This is a genomic window from Bradyrhizobium sp. 17, assembly GCF_023073515.1.
Taxonomy (GTDB): Bacteria; Pseudomonadota; Alphaproteobacteria; order Rhizobiales; family Xanthobacteraceae; genus Bradyrhizobium; species Bradyrhizobium canariense_D.
The window spans coordinates 496,934-514,541 of record NZ_JADPJQ010000124.1 but is presented as its reverse complement, the minus strand read 5'-3'; the positions used below and the strand labels follow the sequence as shown (position 1 = coordinate 514,541).

The window sequence follows — 17,608 nt, the reverse complement described above, 5'->3', positions numbered from 1 at the left end:
CCCGTCGCAAAACCACCTGATCCGGCGGTGTGTGCCTATTCGCTGCGTTCGATAAAGATCTCGACGCGCCGGTTCTTGGCACGTCCCTCGGGCGTTGTGTTGCTGGCAATCGGCGCATCTGCTCCTTTGCCCTCGACGTCGACGCGCGAACCATCGTTCAAGCCAGGTTTCAGTGCCGCGGCAACCGCCTTGGCGCGCTCGACCGACAACTCGAAATTGGTCGGGAAGCGGACTGTGCGGATCGGCGAACTGTCAGTATGGCCGACGACCCGGATCCGTCCCGGCTCCTTGTCGAGGGTTGCTGCGACGCGGAGAGCGATCGGCTTAAAGCCGTCGAGGATGGTCGCTTGGCCCGACGCAAACAAGGCCAGGTCGCAGACCCTGATCACGATGAAGCTGGGGGTCTGGTCCGCCGTCATGGCGCAGGCGGTGTTCTCCTTCGCGAGCGCATTGCGGATGCGTTGCAACTGGGTAATGCGATCCGGCGGCGGCGGAGGCGGCGGCGGTGGGGGTGGTGCAACGACCTGACGCTTGAGTTCGATCGGACCGGCCGGATGGAGCGCGAGCGCCACCTCAGCAGCATTCTCTGCCCGTCCAGCGAGGAGCGTCCGCAGAACGAAATAGGACCCGGTCAGCAGCGCGGCGACCACGGCTGCCACGAGCCAGACCGGAACACGCAGACGCTGCCGGCGCCCCGCCAGCGCCTGCCCGCGCCAGTTGGGCGACAGGTCGCTCATCGTTTTCGGTCTGACCCGGCGCAGCAATTCATAGAGGTTGCGCTGGATCAGTTGCAGGTTCGCAAGTCCGCCCCCTGACGTCCGGTGGATGCCCTGAAAACCAAGCGCAAGGCAGGCGTGCTGAAGTTCGAGGACCGGATAGTTGACCAGTGGATCAACCTTCAAATGGTCGAGGATCTCAAAGAATCGGACGCCGCCGACACGCTCGCCGAAGAACCGGCTCAGCATCGAATATTGCGTCCAGACGTGACGCTCTTCGGTTGGGATGTGCTGCACGATATCGTCAGCAGTGGCACACAGGATGTATTTTGCTGTGTTGGCCTGGTGCTCGGAAATGCCCGCTGAACGGATGTCCTTCTCAAAGAATTTGATCGCGTCTGCGACCTGCTCCATCAGGCTGGCGAATGACGCTCGCATGAGCGCCACACGCAACCGACCGAGCAGTTGCAGCAACGGGCCCGCAGCGCGCATCACCGGATTGGCATTTGGCGCGACCAGATCGTCAACGCGCAACGGCGGCCCTGGCGGCATCAAGGGTTGCGGCACCTGGCCTTGCGCGGGTGTCGAGATCCATTCCTCGGCTGGATGGCTGGCCGGCGCGGAGGCGTAGTTCGAGCCCTGTGGAACGGGCGAAAAGGATGGTGGTGGGGCCGGCGTGCCGGGAGAGGGTACGGGTGATGGCGAATAGGCTGGGCGTGCTGCGGGCCCGCCGCCCGGCGGAGGTTGAGAGATCGGCGCCGGCGGCAACTTCCCGCCGGGGTTGGGACGGATGATCGTCCGTTCGCCCCGCCCGAAAGGATTGACCGGCTTGTCCTTGTCGCTCATGGCCTGTCTTCCAGGATAGCCCAAAGATACAGCTCAAGCTCGGGCCAGTCGCCGGAAAAATGCATTCCGATCGACGCAGCCGTACTGAACTCGGGCCACAGCGGTGACTTGCGGTCGAGATAGAAATAGACGTGATCCGTGATGGCCCGGATATGCGGCGGCGGCGTCGGCAAATGCGCCAACGTGAGGCCCGGCAGGTTTGCGTGCACGATTTCGTTCATCTTTGTGTTCGGCCCGACCTTGAACAGGTGCGGGAAATCGTTCTGGATCTCCACAAGCGGCCGCCGTGCGGCAACTTCCAGCACCAGGGTCGCATTTCGGAATAGCGCTCGATCGCGGATCGGCGATACGAACGCATTCTGTGCGCGCTCGATGATCTCCAGGCGGATCGCCCGCCGACCCAGCCGCGCGCTCAAGAAGTCCTGGATGTCGCTCACCAAGGGTGTGAAGACGTTCTCGAGATCGTCGTGATTGTACGCCGGATAGTTGCGCGCCCGCCGTTCCGCCGTGGAAAACGTCGCAAGTTCACCCGCGAACCTCAGCAATTCCTCGTACAGGCGCTCCGGGTGAACGCTGCCGGAGCGCTGGAAATGAGTCAGCACGGGAATGGTACGGTTCAGCACTTGCAGGACCAGATAGTCGACGCTCTGCAACCCACCACCGGATGATGGATCGACGGCGTAACGCGCCAACTCGTCGAGTTTAGTCTCAACCCAGCCGATGATGCGGTTGAGCCAGCCATCGATGATCGGATGCGCGGCGCAGACCAGCATCGGCGGCACGAACTTGTCGTCGAACAGGATGTTCTTGTCGCGCACCTCCAGAATGCGCGCGATGCCCAGGCCCATGTATCCGGGCTTGCTCGTCTTGCGCAGTTCGAAAGACAGGCGCGGATAAGCGATGTCGATCTCTTCCTCGATGCGGAGCGCCGAGGTCGAGTCGATGAAGGTTTCCGAAGTGCGAACATAACGACTGGCGCTGTCAGTGCGGTCCTCGTCGACCTCGCGGGTGTTTGGCGCCGCGACCGGCATCATCAGCCAGACGATCTGGCCTGCAGCCGTCTCCGGCACCTCGATCGATTCGGGTATTGGGCTGTCCGCAGGGATATCGAACGGCGTACCGTCCGGCATGAGGCCGGACGCACTGCGCACCGCGAATTTGCTCTGTTCGGTAAGATCCCTATCGATCTCTAGCTCGGCAAAGCCCCAAGGGTATGGTGTCGTGTAGCGAACGCGCTTTTCCAGCAAGTGTTCGATGTAGCGGTCGTTCTGCTGCAGATGATGCGGCCGCAGAAACAAACCTTCCGACCAGAAGACCTTGCTGTACCAAGACATTCCTATATCCACTTAGAAATTGTAGGCAACCTCGTGGTCGCCGAGAGTTTACTTTGAGCCGGGCTTATCACCGCGGTCGTAATAGTTCGAGAAAAGCAACATAAAGGTTTCGATCGGGGCGTTGTTGTCGCGGCCAACATGCGCTTTCCAGCGCGTCAAGAACTCGTCCCAGAGTTTGCCCTTGTTCGTGCCGAGCCAGGAGCTTGCGCCACGCTGAAGCTCGAGCTCGCGCGCCATCAGCGTCGGATCTATGCCCGCAATCAGCTCGTGGACAGCGTGCTGCATCGCCATATAGGTTCTCAACTGATGTGACTTGAGATCACTGAAGCCCTGTGCAAAGGCGCGCTGTGCATCGAGATAGCTGCGTGTCGGCGGCCCAAAGAGAATGCGCATCGCTTCCTCCGAGGTCGGCGAGAATTTCAGCGGATTATTTTCGAGGGCTTGGACGGTGGTCTGGCTGGTGCTACGGGTCAGCTGCTTGGCTTGGGTTCGCGCTTGCAGCAGCGCCATCAGATTGTCCACGGTCATACGCAAGATGATGCCAAGCTGTTCGGCGAGTTCGGCATCGGACTTGCTGGCGAAGAAATTCTCCGGCAATCCCGCAGCGCGCGCCACCAGTCGCGCGAACTCGGTACCACCGACTGGCTTGGCCGCGACAGGTCGCTCGTCTGCTGCTTGCGCCGTCTCGACCTGCGGGTGCGATGGCGATGTTGGCGGCTGGGCAGCGACTGGTTCATCATCGATCCAAACCGACGGCCGGCGTGGAGTCGGCATGGCTTGCGGGCGCTCGACTTGCGGTTTCGGCGCGGTGACCGGACCGGCTGCCCAGTTCATGTCATCGTCCTGCACGGACGGTTGGGACGTAGACGTCGGCGATGACCATCGAAATGGGTCTACACCCGGCGCCGGCACGCTCGCTGCCCAATCAAGGAACCCCGGATTGACGGGCCGCGCCGCCTCGCGTGGCTTCTTCAACAGTTGCGGATCGATCGGCGGCGGAACGTCACGATCGGCCGTCCAAAGCTCTCCGTAATCCGCATGCTGCTGGACCGAGGGTTCGTGCAGTTGCGCCGCTTGATTTGGGATACGCCCGCCAGCCTCATCCTCCAGCGAAACTCCGATGATGTAGTGGCCGATCGTGAGCCGATCGCCGTCGTGCAAGCGGTGCGGCCCCCGCATGCGCTGGTCGGCACCATTGAGAAAGGTGCCGTTGGTCGAGACGTCGTGCAGCCAATAGCCACCGTCGCGAAAGTGCACCTCGCAATGCTTTCCGGAAATAGTCCGCGCCGGATCCGGCAGCGTCCAGTCGAGGTGTCGGTCCCGGCCAATATCGACCGAACGCCTGCCGGTGACCGTAAACGTCACGGGTCCGCCGTCCGGAAGATTCGGTTCGTTCTCGATATTAAAGCGAAGCACCATCACATCGTCTCGTTAGCGCGGAGGGCGCGGTTCGCCGCGTGCCAATTGAATACCATCCTCCAGGCACGACGTCATTATCTGGTCCCGGACGTCACGGGGCAGCCGGCAGAGGCCAATCAGCAGTGCTGTACGCACCGCCCGTGCGGCCTGATCTGGCTTGGCTTCCACGGGCGCAAATTCCGGGGGAACCACGCTTCCGCCGGACCAGCCGGCCGCCAGCGCCAGCCACGTTGCCGGCTGCTCAGGATCGTTGGCATTGCCGACAGCCAGCGCCTTGTTCCGGGACTGCTCGTCCGGTTGCCGGACCCAGGTCTCCACAATATTGAGCGACCTGCTATCGCTGGCATCGAAATGATCGAACATCCGCCGCAGAGAGCGACATCCCCAGCCAATTGCCACACGCCTTGGAAGTAGGTATGCACAATAAGACACGGCCGGGTGCCAATTGCACGCGTCGGCGGCCTCCTGAAGGAAATCCAGCGAAGGCTTGTCAGCGTCGGCTCTGCCGACATCATAGCGCGCCAACGGATAGGCCTGAAACAGATCCTGTACCGTTCCGAATCGAACCTGCCCCATGATCGTCAGCCGACAAGAGTTGGAGTGCCGTGAGCGACCAGCGGACCGCCGGCAGCAAGCGCCATGCCGGCCTGCGCTGTCATGGCGATCGTCGGCGCGTTGATGACGATGCCCGCCGGGGTCAGGATAATCTGGCTGGGACCAACCTGCAGGGTGATATTGGCGCTGGCCGTGAGCGTGATGCTGATGCCCGCATTGACAGACTGGTCCATGGCCAGCGTGATGTGTTGACCGCCCAATTCGATATCGAGTTTGTCATTGCCTTTCTTGAGCGTGGTCTTGCGGGTATCGCCGCCGAATGCAGCTTCGCCGATGGTCCGTGTCTCGGTGTCCCGGACCGTCACGTCATGGTCCTTCTCGGCATGCACCGTGATCTTCTCGGACCCCTTCTTGTCCTCGAAGCTCCACTCGTTGAAGCCGCCGCCACCTTTGGTGGAGTCCGACTTCAAGCCGCCAATCGTCTTTTTCGACGGCAGATCGTAAGGCAGCTTGTATTCGTCGTTGTACACGGTGCCGATCACCAGGGGCCGGTCCGGATCCCCTTCCAGGAACTCGACAACGACTTCCTGTCCGACACGCGGAATGATCTGACCGCCCCAGCGCTTGCCGGACCAAACCTGGGCGACGCGCAACCGGCACGACCGCTTCTTCTTGCGATCCCAGAAAAAGCGGACATAGATTTCGCCGAGCGACTCGACGTCGATTTCCTCGCTCGAATTGTCGTCTTTGGTCACTACCTTGGCAGTCTGGATGCCATTGATCCTTGGCTTCGGCGTCGTCATTGGCGCTCGAAACGGCCGATCGCTCGGCAGAAACTCGTAGCTGCCGAAATAGACGTGTTGCCCGGCGTCGCTCGGACCTCCGGTGCGATAAGATTCGATCGAGAACGAGTGCGTGGCTCGCACCACGAGATATTCCACGTTCTGCGAATCCTTGGAGTGCTTTTCAAGCTTCGTTAACCCACCGGGGAACAGGTTGACGGCGTCGCCGTTGCCGCGGCGCCTTCGGTCCATTGCCTGCTCGGCCTGGAGCTGGATCTTCGCGTAGCGCTCGCCGTCGGATTTTTCCTTGAACTTCCCTGGATAGTCGTAAAACTCCATCTCCGACCGGGTGTAGTGCTCGGAGCCCTTGGCGTCGCTGATCATCTGCGCGTTGGGCTTTTGATAGTTGTAGTCGTTAAGCTCGATCTTGCCGGTTCGAAACCGGCGCTCCGAGACCCATTCGTAGATATGCTGCTCGCCTCGACGATCGGCCCCCGTTAACGGGATATAGGGAATCGTAGCAAGACCGTTGATCGGGCTATGCGACGATTTGGAATCCGCCAACACCAGCGTATGTTTGCCGCCCTCGTGTTTGAAGAAGTAGTAGATGCCGTGCTGTTCCATCAGCCGGCACACGAAATTCATGTCAGTCTCGCGGTACTGAACGCAATATTCGAGCTTCGGACAGGACCCCTCTTCGGTCAGTTTGGATTCATAATCGGTGAAGCCGCGTTCGTTGAACACCTCCTTGATGATGTCGGGCGCTTTCTTGTCCTGAAAGATCCGGCAATCGGTGGTCCGCGACAACAGCCAAAACCAGGGCCTCAGCACGATCCGGTAGCTGAAATAGTCGTTCCTTACCCCGAGCCACTGGGCCTCCGTCAGAATGCCACTGAACTCGCGCTCCTTTTCATGCAGCTTTATGGTCAGCGTGCATTGCTGACCGATGGCTCGGTCGAAGTCGAGGTCGGCATCCTCACTGAGACACTCTATGCGATACTCGAACAGTTCGCTGAGACCTTCCGAGCCCTCGAATCCGGCAAAAACCAGAACGTCCTTGCCAAGAGGCGTCTTGAGTTCGCAGAGGCGGGTATCCTGAGTAAGCTGGCCCATGTGGGCTTAAACTCCCTCCTTCGATCGAATGACCCGCTGCAAAGAGCTGATCAGACGTATGCAAGATCCGCGGAAATCCTGCCCCGCCAATTGGCAGTGCCGGCAAGTCCGCCCCGGGGCTGGCCTCCTGACGTTTCACGACAGCCGTCCAAAGAACCACCCCGGCCATCAAGTAGTCGGCTCCAAGAGCTTGCCGGTTCACGAGAAAATGGCATGATCTTCGGGAATGAACCAAGATCAGCAGGCATCTGACCCATAGGTATAGAATCGGATCATGCGCCCCGCGCGATCCCTTAGTCGTCACGGCTCGGCAGCGGGGCCGTGACCGAGCAGATGGACGATCCTCGCATGCTTGATGTCGCCTCCCTGACGCTGCCCATTACCGCTGACGATCCCTGCGGGCCGGATCTCGACGCCATCGGAGACGTCCAATATCTGAACTTCTTCGCAGGTGCGGAATCCCTGCTGCCAATGTCGTTCTTCGAGGTCGTCAATGCCAATGGGGAGCGTGGACGCTTCGATCCAAAGGCAGTCGATTTTGCCGGCCAATTTGCCGCTGCACAGCCCCTCCTGGCGCGTACCCGCGATCTGCGCCTAAACCTGCTGCTCGCGAAGTTTTCAATCCTCAACCGCGATCTCGACGGCTTTCTTAACTGCCTGAGGGCGACCAACTTGCTGCTGCGCGAGCAGTGGGAAGCGGTACATCCGAGGGGCGAGAACGGCGACTACGCGCTTCGGGCCGTCACGGTCGAAGCAATCGACGTGTTTCCGACCGTGATCAACCCGCTCCAGTTCCTCCCCCTGATCGAGAACCGCAGACACGGCAACCTCCACTACCGTGCCTATCAAATCGCGCAAGGCGAAATTCCCGCCGGCGATGCCGACGCCGACGGGCTCGATCTCGCGACTATCGAGCGCATCGTCAGCGAGACGGATCTCGATACTCTCAAGGCAATCAGCGCGCGGTGCTCCGCGGTCGCTGCTGAAATCGCAGGTATCAAGGCGACCTGGCGTGAGAAGATGAATTCGGGGCAACCTATCAGCCTCGACAGGCTCTCCGGCTTGGTTGACGGCATGGCTGCATGGCTTGCGGGTCTTGTCGCATTGCGTGATCCGGTGGCGATTGCCGCAACTGCGGAAGATGCCGGTCCCGTCGATACGCAGGTGCCGTTGGACGCAACCACGATGTTTGCTTCATCTGCACAGGCGTCCGCAGCGCTCGGCGCAGCGGCCGCCTATTTTGCCCGAATGGAACCATCCAACCCGGCGCTGTTGCTGGTACGTCAAGCGCAGGAGATGGTCGGCAAATCATTTATTGAAGTGATGCGGATGCTGGTGCCGTCCCACGTGGAGAGCGCTGCCATCAACATCGGGCGGGACAAAGTCTTCGACCTGCCGATCGAACGGATGGCGGAGCTCGCGACCCCGCTCTCATCAACGACCGATGAGAGCGCCCAAGATATTGTTTTTTCGGTGGAAAATAGAGCGCAGGCCTTGGGTCTGCTGACGAAGGTGGCGTCGTTTTTCCGAACCACGGAGCCGTCCAGCCCGATCCCCTTTTTGGTCGATCGCGCGCGCGACCTCGCACAGCGGGATTTCCTCAGCCTTCTGAATGATGTCCTTCCTGAGGGCGCTCTCAAGACAATCGACAAATCGTATTGAACCACCTTTCTCTCGAAGGCACTAACTGGACATAAGGATGTTTTGCCGACCGCAAGTTGAGACGCCTTAGTCAATCTGCGTCGTGCAATTTGGCTTCTGATGCGATTTCGCAGGGAGGGGAACCATGGCTACTGACAGCGGTCAAAAATTCATTCGACGAAACCGCGCACCACGCGTGCACATAACATACGAGGATCCTTACGATGCCGAGCGGCTGATCGAGCTGCCGTTCGTCATGGGCGTCCTCTCCGACCTCTCCGGCAATAATCCCGGCATCGAGAAGTCGAAGGTCGAGGAGCGTAAGTTCCTCGAGTTCGATATGGACAATTTCGACAACCGCATGGCCGCAATCCAGCCCGGCGTGACGGCGCGCGTCGCCAATCGCCTCAGCGATGGTTCCGACGAAAAGATCTCGGTCAACTTGCGCTTCAACAAGATGGCAGACTTCACTCCGGTGGCAGTCGCCCGCCAGGTGCCGGCCACCGCCAAGCTGCTCGAGGCACGCGAACAACTCGCCAACCTGCTGCGCTACATGGACGGCAAGGTGGCCGCCGAGGACCAGCTGAAAAAACTTCTCGCCGATCCTCAACTGATGGCAGCGCTGCGGGAACGCGCGACAAGCCAGTCGAGCGAACCTGGCACCGAGAGCTAAGGAAGGAATGGGGACCATGGCAAAAGAAGCTGTTCACACAGAGAGCCCTACCCAAGTCAAAACCGTCGAAGCTGATGAGTTTGCCAGCCTGCTAAAGCAAAGCTTCAAACCGCGCACTGAACGTGCAGCGACCGAAGTCGAAAACGCCGTATCCACGCTCGTTCAAGAGGCGTTGAAGGACACAAGCGTCATAAAGTCGGACGTCCTCGACACCATCGAGGAGATGATCGCGCGGATCGACCAGAAGCTGACCGCGCAAATGAACGAGATTCTTCATACACCTGAGTTCCAGGCAATCGAAAGTGCGTGGCGCGGTCTCCACTACCTCGTCTTCAATTCCGAGACCGACGCCAACCTGAAAATCCGGGTGATGAACGTCTCAAAGAACGAGCTGTATCGAAATCTGCGGCTTTATCCCGATGCACGCTGGGACCAGAGCCCCCTTTTCAAGCAGATCTATGAGTATGAATTCGGCCAGCTGGGTGGCGAGCCTTTCGGCTGCCTGATCGGCGACTATTATTTCAGTCACCTCCCCACCGATGTGCAACTGCTCCGCGATCTCAGCAAGATCGCCGGCGCCGCACACGCCCCCTTCTTCAGCGGCGCCGAGCCGACGCTGATGGGAATGGACTCTTGGACCGAGCTGTCCAACCCTCGGGACATCGGCAAGGTGTTCGACACGCCGGAATATGCCGCATGGAAGGGACTGCGCGATCAGGACGACTCGCGCTATCTCGGCCTGTGCATGCCGCGCGCGCTCGGCCGCCTCCCCTACGGCGCGAAATCGGAGCCCGTGGAAGAGTTCGCCTTCGAAGAGGAGACGGACGGACACACCGGCGACAAATACGGCTGGATCAACGCCGCCTACGCAATGGCCGTCAACATCAACCGCGCCTTCAAGGAGTTTGGCTGGTGCACGCGCATCCGCGGTGTGCAGTCCGGCGGTGAAGTTATCAACCTGCCGACGCACACGTTCCCGACCGATGACGGCGGCGTCGACCTGAAATGCCCGACCGAGATCGCCATCAGCGATCGCCGTGAGCACGAACTTGCGAAGGCGGGCCTCATCCCGCTGATCCATCGCAAGAACACCGACAAGGCGGCGTTCATCGGCGCTCAGTCGCTCTACAAGCCGAAGAAGTATTTCGGCGAGAAAGGCGTGGATGCCACCGCCTCTGATAACCTGTCGTCACGACTGCCCTACATGTTCGCTGTGTCTCGCTTTGCGCACTATCTGAAGTGCATGGTTCGCGACAAGATCGGATCCATGAAGGAGAAGGATGAGCTGACGGTCTGGCTGCAGACCTGGATCAACGAGTACGTTGATGCCAATCCAGCCCTGTCGTCAGAAGCTCAGAAGGCGCGCAAGCCGCTGGCCGCTGCGAAGGTAGAGGTCATAGCAAACGAGGAGAACCCGGGATATTACAACGCGCGCTTCTTTCTTCGTCCACACTTTCAGTTGGAGGCGATGGACGTCGGCCTCAGTCTGGTTTCGCGCCTTCCCGGCCCCGGCCCCGGCTCCTGACGCCGCAGCATCGCAACCGTAACATGCAGAAATTTGAAAGGACTATGCTATGGCTGTCGACATTTTCCTGAAACTCGATCCGATTAAGGGCGAGTCGCTGGACGACAAGCACAAGGACGAAATCGATATTTTGAGCTGGTCTTTCGGCGAGAGCCAGTCAGGCACTTTCCACAGCGGTTCGGGCGGCGGTGCCGGTAAGGTCAGCATCCAGGACCTGCACTTCACGCACTTCGTCGACAAGGCCACGCCGGAGCTTTTCAAAGTCTGTGCGAACGGCAAGCACATTGATACGGCGATCCTCACGGTGCGCAAGGCGGGCGAAAATCCGCTGGAGTATCTCAAGATCGAGATGAAGCACATTCTGGTCACGAGTGTATCGACGGGCGGATCGCACGGCGAAGATCGCCTCACTGAAAACGTGAGTCTGAATTTCGCCAAGGTCAAGATGACGTACAAGACCCAGACGGAAAAAGGCGGCGCTGGAGCGGCGCCGGTGTTTGGCTGGGACGTTCCCGCCAACAAGGAATGGGCCTGATCGTCGGCTTCTGCTTGGCGTTGGTTGCGATTAGCTGAGCCGGCGCCGCACGGTGCGATTGCGTTGACGTCTCGGCGGGAGCGGTTACGAGCACGACCGCCTGCCGAGGCGACAACCATCCTAGAGACCAGCTGATGCTCCGCGAAAGGGCATAGCGGGCCCGGCATCTTGGGGAAGGTAAATGACCATTACTCCAAAGAGGGATCGTCTCTCTCCCCCGCTAATGCTGGCCTTTCGCTTGGCTCATGAAGCTCGCGATGCGCGCAAGAAGCTCAATTTGCGCGATGAATTCGGTGAACGGGTCATTGCCGGACGGCGTAGCGCCGGCCGCTTTCCGATCTCGGAAACGCTGTTGCGGCGGGAAATCTCTCATGACCTAGAAGCCCTTCTCAATACCATTGCTCTGGAATCGACTTTGGATCTGAGCGACCGGGATTGCGTCCGGAGATCGATCTTGAACTACGGCTTCCCCGATATCGCCCACCGCTCGATCGACGAGGTTACGGACGACGAACTCACCGACGCGTTGCGCGAGACGCTAGCGACCTACGAACCCAGACTCGACCGCAAGACGATTCGGGTTCGTCGCGACGGCTCGGTCGGCCCTGAGCAGCTGAAGCTGCGCTTCATCGTTCACGCCGACCTCAAAGCTGAGCCGCTCAACGTCCCCGTGGAATTTGTCGCCGACGTCGATCTCGACAGCGGCGACATCCAGATCAATCGACTTTAGCATGAATCGCGAATTCCTCGATTTCTACAATCGTGAACTGTCATTGCTGTACGAGCAGGCGGGAGATTTCGCCGAAGAATATCCAGGTATCGCAGAGCGCCTCGGCGGCCTGATCCGAGACCGCTCGGACCCGATGATCACGGGACTGCTGGAAGGCGCTGCCTTTCTTGCCGCCCGCGTTCAACTCAAGCTCAAGCACGAGTTCCCGGAATTCACTGCAAACCTGCTCGAGCAACTGGTACCGAACTATCTTGCGCCGACACCTTCGGCCATGCTGGTGACCGCACGGCCACCCTATGCCGACCCGGCGCTGCGTGACGGCAGGAAGATCGCGCGCGGCGCCTATTTCGACGCGACCTATCGCGAGAGAGAGCGAAGTCTTTCCTGCCGGTTTCGACTTTGCCGCGACATCGTGCTCTGGCCATTTGACGTCACAAGCGCCGAGTATTTCTCGACGGCGGGCGCTCTGCAGGCGCTTGGTATCCCGATCGACAGTGACGTCATCGCGGGGCTGAGGCTATCGTTGACCCATCGTAGTGCGGCCCGGCTCGAGGACGAGCCGCCGGACGCGGAGGCTCGGACCAAGCCGGAAACGTGGTTCGCAGGCTGCCGCGTGAGCGAGCTTCCGATCTACCTGTCCGGTGCGGAATCCGACGCCATCGCGCTTTACGAGCAGTTGATCTCGAATTGCAGGGGGGTCTACTTCCGGCATCTCGACGACTTTGGCGATCCGGTGGTGACTCGTGCCCCCCATGACAGCGTGCAGCAAATTGGTTTCGACGAGAATGAGTCTCTATTTCCTAACGATAACCGGATCTTTCGTGGCTCGGAATTGCTGCGTGAATACTTCATGTTTCCACGCAAGTTCCTCGGCATTACCCTCACCGGACTTCGCGGCGTGATGTCACGGCTGCGCAGCAAATCGATCGATATTGTCTTCGCATTCGATGAACACAGTTCACGATTGGCCGCCTCGGTGCGCCCCGAGACGTTCAGGCTCTATACCGCGCCGGCGATCAATCTGTTCGAGAAGACGAGTGACCGTATTCCGGTCAAGTCGAATACGCACGAGTACCATGTGGTGCCAGATCGCAGCCGCTATCTGGAATACGAACCGCACCAGGTGCTCGAAGTCTACGCACACCTTCCGGCAGAGAAGGATAAGCGCCCCGTGCGCCCGCTATATTCGGCCGCCGTCGACCGGAGCGGCGGGTCGGCCGACAGGCTTTATTTCACTGTGCGCCGCTTGCCGCGGCGCCGCACAGTGGAAGAAAAGACATACGGCGCCTCCTCAGACTACACCGGGACGGACATGTTCCTGTCACTGCTCGAGCCCGGTGAATTGAGCGGCAAAGGCTCTGTCGCCGAACTGAGCGTTCGGGCTCTCTGCTCCAATCGCCATCTCACGGAGCACTTGCCGGTCGGCCAGGGCGGCGCCGATTTTCGTTTGCTGGACGACACATCTCTTGATCTGATGTGCGTCGCTGGTCCGACTCCGCCGCGCGAGCCGGTGGTGGCCCAATTGCGCAGCCGCAGCGAAATCGTCAACAGCGGCGTTGTCAGCTGGCGGCTCATCAACATGCTCAGCCTCAACTATCTTGGGCTCGTCGAGCGCGGTGGCGGCAAGAACGCCGGAGCGCTGCGCGAGATGCTGTCCTTGTTCGCCGACCAATTCGACGACGCCACGGAACGCAAGATCCGCGGCGTGCGCAGCATAGAAAGCCGCCCCATCGTGCGACGCGTGCGTGAGCGCACCGGCAGCGGCGCAGCACGTGGCTTAGAGATTATCGTCACACTCGACGAGAAGGCATTTGAGGGCAGCGGCGTGTTCTTGCTCGGGGCGATCCTGGAACGCTTCTTTGCCGACTATTCCGGCTTCAACACCTTCACCCAGACGGTCATCTCGACGCCGGAGCGCGGCGAGATCATGCGATGGCCGCCGCGCATGGGCACGCGGAGACCGCTATGACCCTGATCGACCAGATGAAGGCCGAGCCCTGGCGTTTCGATTTCTTCCATACGTTACGCCAGTTCGAGCGCGCCAACCCGGATCGACCGCGGATCGGTGACAGTGCCGCGCGCCGCGACGAATATGTCGACCTCGGCCAAGTGCCTTATCTGGAGTTTCCCGCCTCGAATCTCGCGGCCGTGGACGACCAGAGTGGCCGGCTCAGGATACTCGTCAAATTTCTCGGCCTCCTGGGCCCGCAGGGCGCCCTGCCCATTGCCACCACCGACGAAAGCCTCAGCTGGTGGCTGATGCGGGATGACGCTTTCCCGCGCTTTCTCGATCTGTTTAACGGGCGCTTCCTGCAACTCTTCTTTCGTGCCTGGGCCGACGCGCGCCCGATCGCGCAGCACGACCGCCCGGCGGACGATCGCTTCATTGCCTATGTCGGCTCCTTCGCCGGCTTGGGCACCGATGTTTTCGCCGATCGCGATACCGTTCCGGACATGGCGAAGCTCAGCTTCGCTGGACTGGTCGCGCCAAGGGCGAAGTGTGCATCACGGTTGACGCGATTCCTGCAAGGACTGTTCGAGGTCAAAGTCGAGATCGACGAATTCGTCGGCACTTGGCTCTCGTTCGACCCAAGTCACTGCAGCCGGCTCGGCGGAACGCATGCGAGGCTCGGTCAGGACGCCCTTCTGGGCTCGCGCGTGTTCAGCGTCGAGGACAAGATCAGAGTTCGGGTCTTTGTCAGAACATTTGCTCAGTACGAACAATTCCTGCCGACCGAAACACCCAACCTGTCGGAGCCACTGGCCGACGCCGTTTTCTTCTATGTCGGCGACGAATTGGAATGGGAGGTAGAGCTCGCCATTCCTGCCGGAGAGGTTGTACCGGTCAGGCTCGGACAAAGTGGTCGACTTGGATGGACTTCTTGGGTCTCGCCGAACTGGGCCTCCACAGAAGAATATCGCCGCGATGCCCGCTTTCAGCTCGGGGAGCGATTGAGATCCCGCCGGAGCGCCGCAGCCAATGCCACGGCGATTTGAACCTATCCATAGTGCTGATCGCCTAATACTATGGAATTTGAAGCCAATTCCGCATGATGACAAGCATCCGCGGAGGAGTTGAGCAGGAGGAGCCGCCGTGACCGACATCAGCATTGAAGCTGTAACGGGCAAGCTGAACCGGGCCGGCTATGATGCCTTCATACAGGCCCTGCGCCACGCAAAGAGCGCCGGCAATCGCAACGTCGAGCTTGCGCACTGGCTGTTTCATATTCTGCAGCAGGAGGGCAACGATCTCAGCCTCTCGGTCGATCACTACAAGCTCGACCGCGCGCGCTTATTGTCGGACCTGGCCGGCGTGATCAGCGGCTTTTCTAAGAACGAGACCGACATGCCGGGCGTCGCGAATTCGGTCATCGATCTGCTCGATCGCGGCTGGCACTATGCCACGCTCTTCTTTGGCGAGACCCAGATCCGCACCGGTCATCTGCTCGTTGCCGGCCTGAAATCGAACGATATTCGTCGCGCGCTGAACAACCTCTCGCGGGAATTTGCCAAGGTCAACGTCGACGCACTGGCGGCGGAACGCCGCGCTGTCTGGACCGGCTCCGACGAGGAGGACATGCGGCCGATGGACGGATCGGGCCTGGTTGGCGCCGGCACGGAAGGCGCGGCCCAAGCTGGTCCGAAGGGCACGACGCCGCTCGACCGGTTCTCCCAGGACCTCACTGCCAAGGCTAAATCGGGCGAAATGGATCCGATCCTTGGCCGGGACGAAGAAATCCGCCAACTGATCGACGTGTTGATGCGTCGGCGGCAGAACAATCCAATTCTCACCGGCGAGGCTGGCGTCGGCAAGACCGCAGTTGTAGAAGGCTTTGCGCAGCGCATTGCTGCCGGCGACGTGCCGCCACCGCTGCGCGGTGTAAGGCTCTGCGCACTCGACATCGGCCTGATGCAAGCCGGCGCCTCCATGAAGGGCGAGTTCGAGCAGCGCTTGCGGTCGGTGATCGACGAGGTCCAGAGCTCACCTACTCCCATCATCTTGTTCATCGATGAGGCCCACACACTCATCGGCGCCGGCGGCGCCGCCGGTACCGGCGATGCGGCCAATCTCCTGAAACCTCCCCTCGCCCGTGGCACGCTGCGTACGATCGCCGCCACCACATGGGCGGAATATCGCCAGTACATCGAGAAGGATCCCGCGCTCACCCGGCGCTTCCAGCCAATCCAGATCGATGAACCTGATGTGGAGACCTGCTGCATAATGCTTCGCGGACTTCTCGGTCCGATGGAAAAGCACCATGGCGTTCGCATTTCGGATGCTGCGATCGTCGCAGCAGTCAACCTGTCCCACCGATACATTCCTTCACGGCAGTTGCCGGACAAGGCGGTCAGCCTGCTTGATACAGCCTCGGCACGCGTAGCCATCAGCCAGAGCGCGACGCCGGCCTTGATCGAGGATGCACGCGTGGCGATTGCCGCTCGTGAAGCTGAGAGATCTGCGCTCGTCAGCGACGGCGACCTTGGGATAGAAGACAACGAGCGCATTGTCGCGATCGACAACGACATCGCCGCACTGAAAGACAAGCTGACGAACCTCGATGGCGATTGGGCGGTCGAGCAGGAGCTCATCAAGGACATCCGCAGCATTCGTGAAATCCTGTCCAGGCCCAAGGAAGGCGAAGATCCGGCTGCCAGGCGCGCGGAGCTGCGCGGCAAGTTCGACACACTTGAGACCATCAATCCGGAAAAGCGACTGGTCTATGCCCATGTAGACCAGCAGTCGGTGGCGTCCGTTGTCTCTGATTGGACCGGCATCCCGGTCGGCCGGATGATGCGCGACGAGATCGAAACCGTGCTGAAGCTACCGGAGATCCTCAACCGCCGCGTCGTCGGCCAGTCCCATGGGCTGACAATGATCGCCAAGCGAATTGAGACCAGCCGCGCTAAGCTGGACAACCCGTCGAAACCGATCGGCGTATTCATGCTAGCTGGCCCGTCCGGTGTGGGCAAGACCGAAACCGCCCTGGCGCTTGCCGAGACTCTTTATGGCGGCGAGCAAAACATGATTACGATCAACATGTCAGAGTTCCAGGAAGCGCACACCGTCTCGACCTTGAAAGGCGCACCTCCCGGGTATGTCGGCTATGGCGAAGGTGGGCGCCTCACCGAGGCCGTCCGGCGCAAGCCCTATAGCGTCATTCTGCTCGACGAGGTGGAGAAAGCTCATCCTGACGTCCATGAGATTTTCTTTCAGGTATTCGACAAAGGAACCATGGAGGACGGCAACGGGCGACGGATCGACTTCAAGAACACTTTGATTATCCTTACCACCAACGTCGGCACCGATATGATCATGGGCCTATCACGCGATCCAAAGTATCGCGACGAGCCGGAAGAGCTGGCCAGGATGCTAAGGCCGGAGTTGCTCAAGGTGTTCCCAGCGGCGCTGCTCGGACGCATCGTCTCGATACCTTACTTCCCGCTGTCGGACGAGATGCTGTCCGGGATCGTGCGTTTGCAACTCGACCGCATCGGAAGGCGCCTTCGCGACAATCATAACGCGACCTTCGGTTATGACGACGCGGTCGTCGAGCACATTGTGTCGCGCTGCAACGACCCCGACTCCGGTGGGCGAATGATTGACAACATCATCACCAACACCCTGCTCCCCGAGCTGTCGCGCGAATTCCTCAGCAAGTCGCTCGCCAAGGAAGAGGTGAAGGAAGCACGTGTCTCGATCGAGAACAACAAGTTCGCATATTCGTGGAATTGAGCACG

At 60.3% G+C, this 17,608-nt stretch carries 13 protein-coding genes; 8 read left to right on the top strand and 5 right to left on the bottom strand.

The features are described from left to right. Positions 1-35 precede the first annotated feature (35 nt). From tssL to tssI, 5 genes are read right to left on the bottom strand one after another with little or no spacing between them, the layout of a single operon-like run. On the bottom strand, positions 36-1,562 hold the full coding sequence (gene tssL, locus IVB13_RS32670) for a type VI secretion system protein TssL, long form (protein ID WP_026233411.1): 1,527 nt from the start codon (positions 1,560-1,562) through the stop codon (positions 36-38). Beyond that, complete coding sequence (tssK, locus tag IVB13_RS32665) at positions 1,559-2,896, bottom strand: type VI secretion system baseplate subunit TssK (RefSeq protein ID WP_018457628.1); 1,338 nt, start codon at positions 2,894-2,896, stop codon at positions 1,559-1,561. Before tssK ends, tssL begins: the two co-directional genes overlap by 4 nt. 48 nt (positions 2,897-2,944) lie before the next feature. Further along, on the bottom strand, positions 2,945-4,315 hold the full coding sequence (gene tagH / locus IVB13_RS32660; protein ID WP_247491329.1) for a type VI secretion system-associated FHA domain protein TagH: 1,371 nt from the start codon (positions 4,313-4,315) through the stop codon (positions 2,945-2,947). Between the two features lie 12 nt (positions 4,316-4,327). Further along, positions 4,328-4,891, bottom strand: a complete 564-nt coding sequence (locus tag IVB13_RS32655; RefSeq protein WP_247491327.1) for a hypothetical protein — start codon at positions 4,889-4,891, stop codon at positions 4,328-4,330. A gap of 5 nt (positions 4,892-4,896) precedes the next feature. Beyond that, a complete protein-coding gene (tssI, locus tag IVB13_RS32650; RefSeq protein ID WP_018457631.1) occupies positions 4,897-6,765 on the bottom strand; it encodes a type VI secretion system tip protein TssI/VgrG in 1,869 nt (622 codons plus the stop codon). Positions 6,766-7,086: 321 nt separating this feature from the next. On the opposite strand from tssI, the gene IVB13_RS32645 reads away from it, so the two are divergent. The 8 genes from IVB13_RS32645 (at position 7,087) to tssH (ending at position 17,603) form a co-directional block, all read left to right on the top strand. Further along, a complete protein-coding gene (locus tag IVB13_RS32645; RefSeq protein WP_085348545.1) occupies positions 7,087-8,427 on the top strand; it encodes a type VI secretion system ImpA family N-terminal domain-containing protein in 1,341 nt (446 codons plus the stop codon). Positions 8,428-8,551: 124 nt separating this feature from the next. Further along, positions 8,552-9,079: a type VI secretion system contractile sheath small subunit gene (gene tssB, locus IVB13_RS32640; protein ID WP_026233414.1), complete on the top strand. Its 528-nt coding sequence runs from the start codon at positions 8,552-8,554 to the stop codon at positions 9,077-9,079. 16 nt (positions 9,080-9,095) lie between these two features. Next, positions 9,096-10,604, top strand: a complete 1,509-nt coding sequence (tssC, locus tag IVB13_RS32635) for a type VI secretion system contractile sheath large subunit (protein WP_247491325.1) — start codon at positions 9,096-9,098, stop codon at positions 10,602-10,604. A gap of 49 nt (positions 10,605-10,653) precedes the next feature. Continuing rightward, positions 10,654-11,139, top strand: a complete 486-nt coding sequence (locus tag IVB13_RS32630; RefSeq protein WP_018457635.1) for a type VI secretion system tube protein Hcp — start codon at positions 10,654-10,656, stop codon at positions 11,137-11,139. A gap of 181 nt (positions 11,140-11,320) precedes the next feature. Next, complete coding sequence (gene tssE, locus IVB13_RS32625) at positions 11,321-11,869, top strand: type VI secretion system baseplate subunit TssE (protein ID WP_026233415.1); 549 nt, start codon at positions 11,321-11,323, stop codon at positions 11,867-11,869. A 1-nt stretch (position 11,870) separates the two neighbouring features. After that, positions 11,871-13,838 (top strand): type VI secretion system baseplate subunit TssF, encoded by a 1,968-nt coding sequence (tssF, locus tag IVB13_RS32620; RefSeq protein ID WP_018457637.1) that lies wholly within the window; start codon positions 11,871-11,873, stop codon positions 13,836-13,838. Continuing rightward, positions 13,802-14,866: a type VI secretion system baseplate subunit TssG gene (gene tssG, locus IVB13_RS32615; protein ID WP_018457638.1), complete on the top strand. Its 1,065-nt coding sequence runs from the start codon at positions 13,802-13,804 to the stop codon at positions 14,864-14,866. Before tssF ends, tssG begins: the two co-directional genes overlap by 37 nt. Positions 14,867-14,963: 97 nt before the next feature. After that, positions 14,964-17,603, top strand: coding sequence for a type VI secretion system ATPase TssH (gene tssH / locus IVB13_RS32610; RefSeq protein ID WP_247491324.1), 2,640 nt, complete (start codon positions 14,964-14,966; stop codon positions 17,601-17,603). The last annotated feature ends 5 nt before the right edge of the window (positions 17,604-17,608 follow it).

Excerpts from the sequence above, each read along its gene's own strand:
- tssL (WP_026233411.1), bottom strand. The coding sequence starts at position 1,562 with ATGAGCGACAAGGACAAGCCGGTCAATCCTTTCGGGCGGGGCGAACGG.
- tssK (WP_018457628.1), bottom strand. The coding sequence starts at position 2,896 with ATGTCTTGGTACAGCAAGGTCTTCTGGTCGGAAGGTTTGTTTCTGCGG.
- tagH (WP_247491329.1), bottom strand. The coding sequence starts at position 4,315 with ATGGTGCTTCGCTTTAATATCGAGAACGAACCGAATCTTCCGGACGGC.
- IVB13_RS32655 (WP_247491327.1), bottom strand. The coding sequence starts at position 4,891 with ATGGGGCAGGTTCGATTCGGAACGGTACAGGATCTGTTTCAGGCCTAT.
- tssI (WP_018457631.1), bottom strand. The coding sequence starts at position 6,765 with ATGGGCCAGCTTACTCAGGATACCCGCCTCTGCGAACTCAAGACGCCT.
- tssB (WP_026233414.1), top strand. The coding sequence starts at position 8,552 with ATGGCTACTGACAGCGGTCAAAAATTCATTCGACGAAACCGCGCACCA.
- tssC (WP_247491325.1), top strand. The coding sequence starts at position 9,096 with ATGGCAAAAGAAGCTGTTCACACAGAGAGCCCTACCCAAGTCAAAACC.
- IVB13_RS32630 (WP_018457635.1), top strand. The coding sequence starts at position 10,654 with ATGGCTGTCGACATTTTCCTGAAACTCGATCCGATTAAGGGCGAGTCG.
- tssE (WP_026233415.1), top strand. The coding sequence starts at position 11,321 with ATGACCATTACTCCAAAGAGGGATCGTCTCTCTCCCCCGCTAATGCTG.
- tssF (WP_018457637.1), top strand. The coding sequence starts at position 11,871 with ATGAATCGCGAATTCCTCGATTTCTACAATCGTGAACTGTCATTGCTG.
- tssG (WP_018457638.1), top strand. The coding sequence starts at position 13,802 with ATGGCCGCCGCGCATGGGCACGCGGAGACCGCTATGACCCTGATCGAC.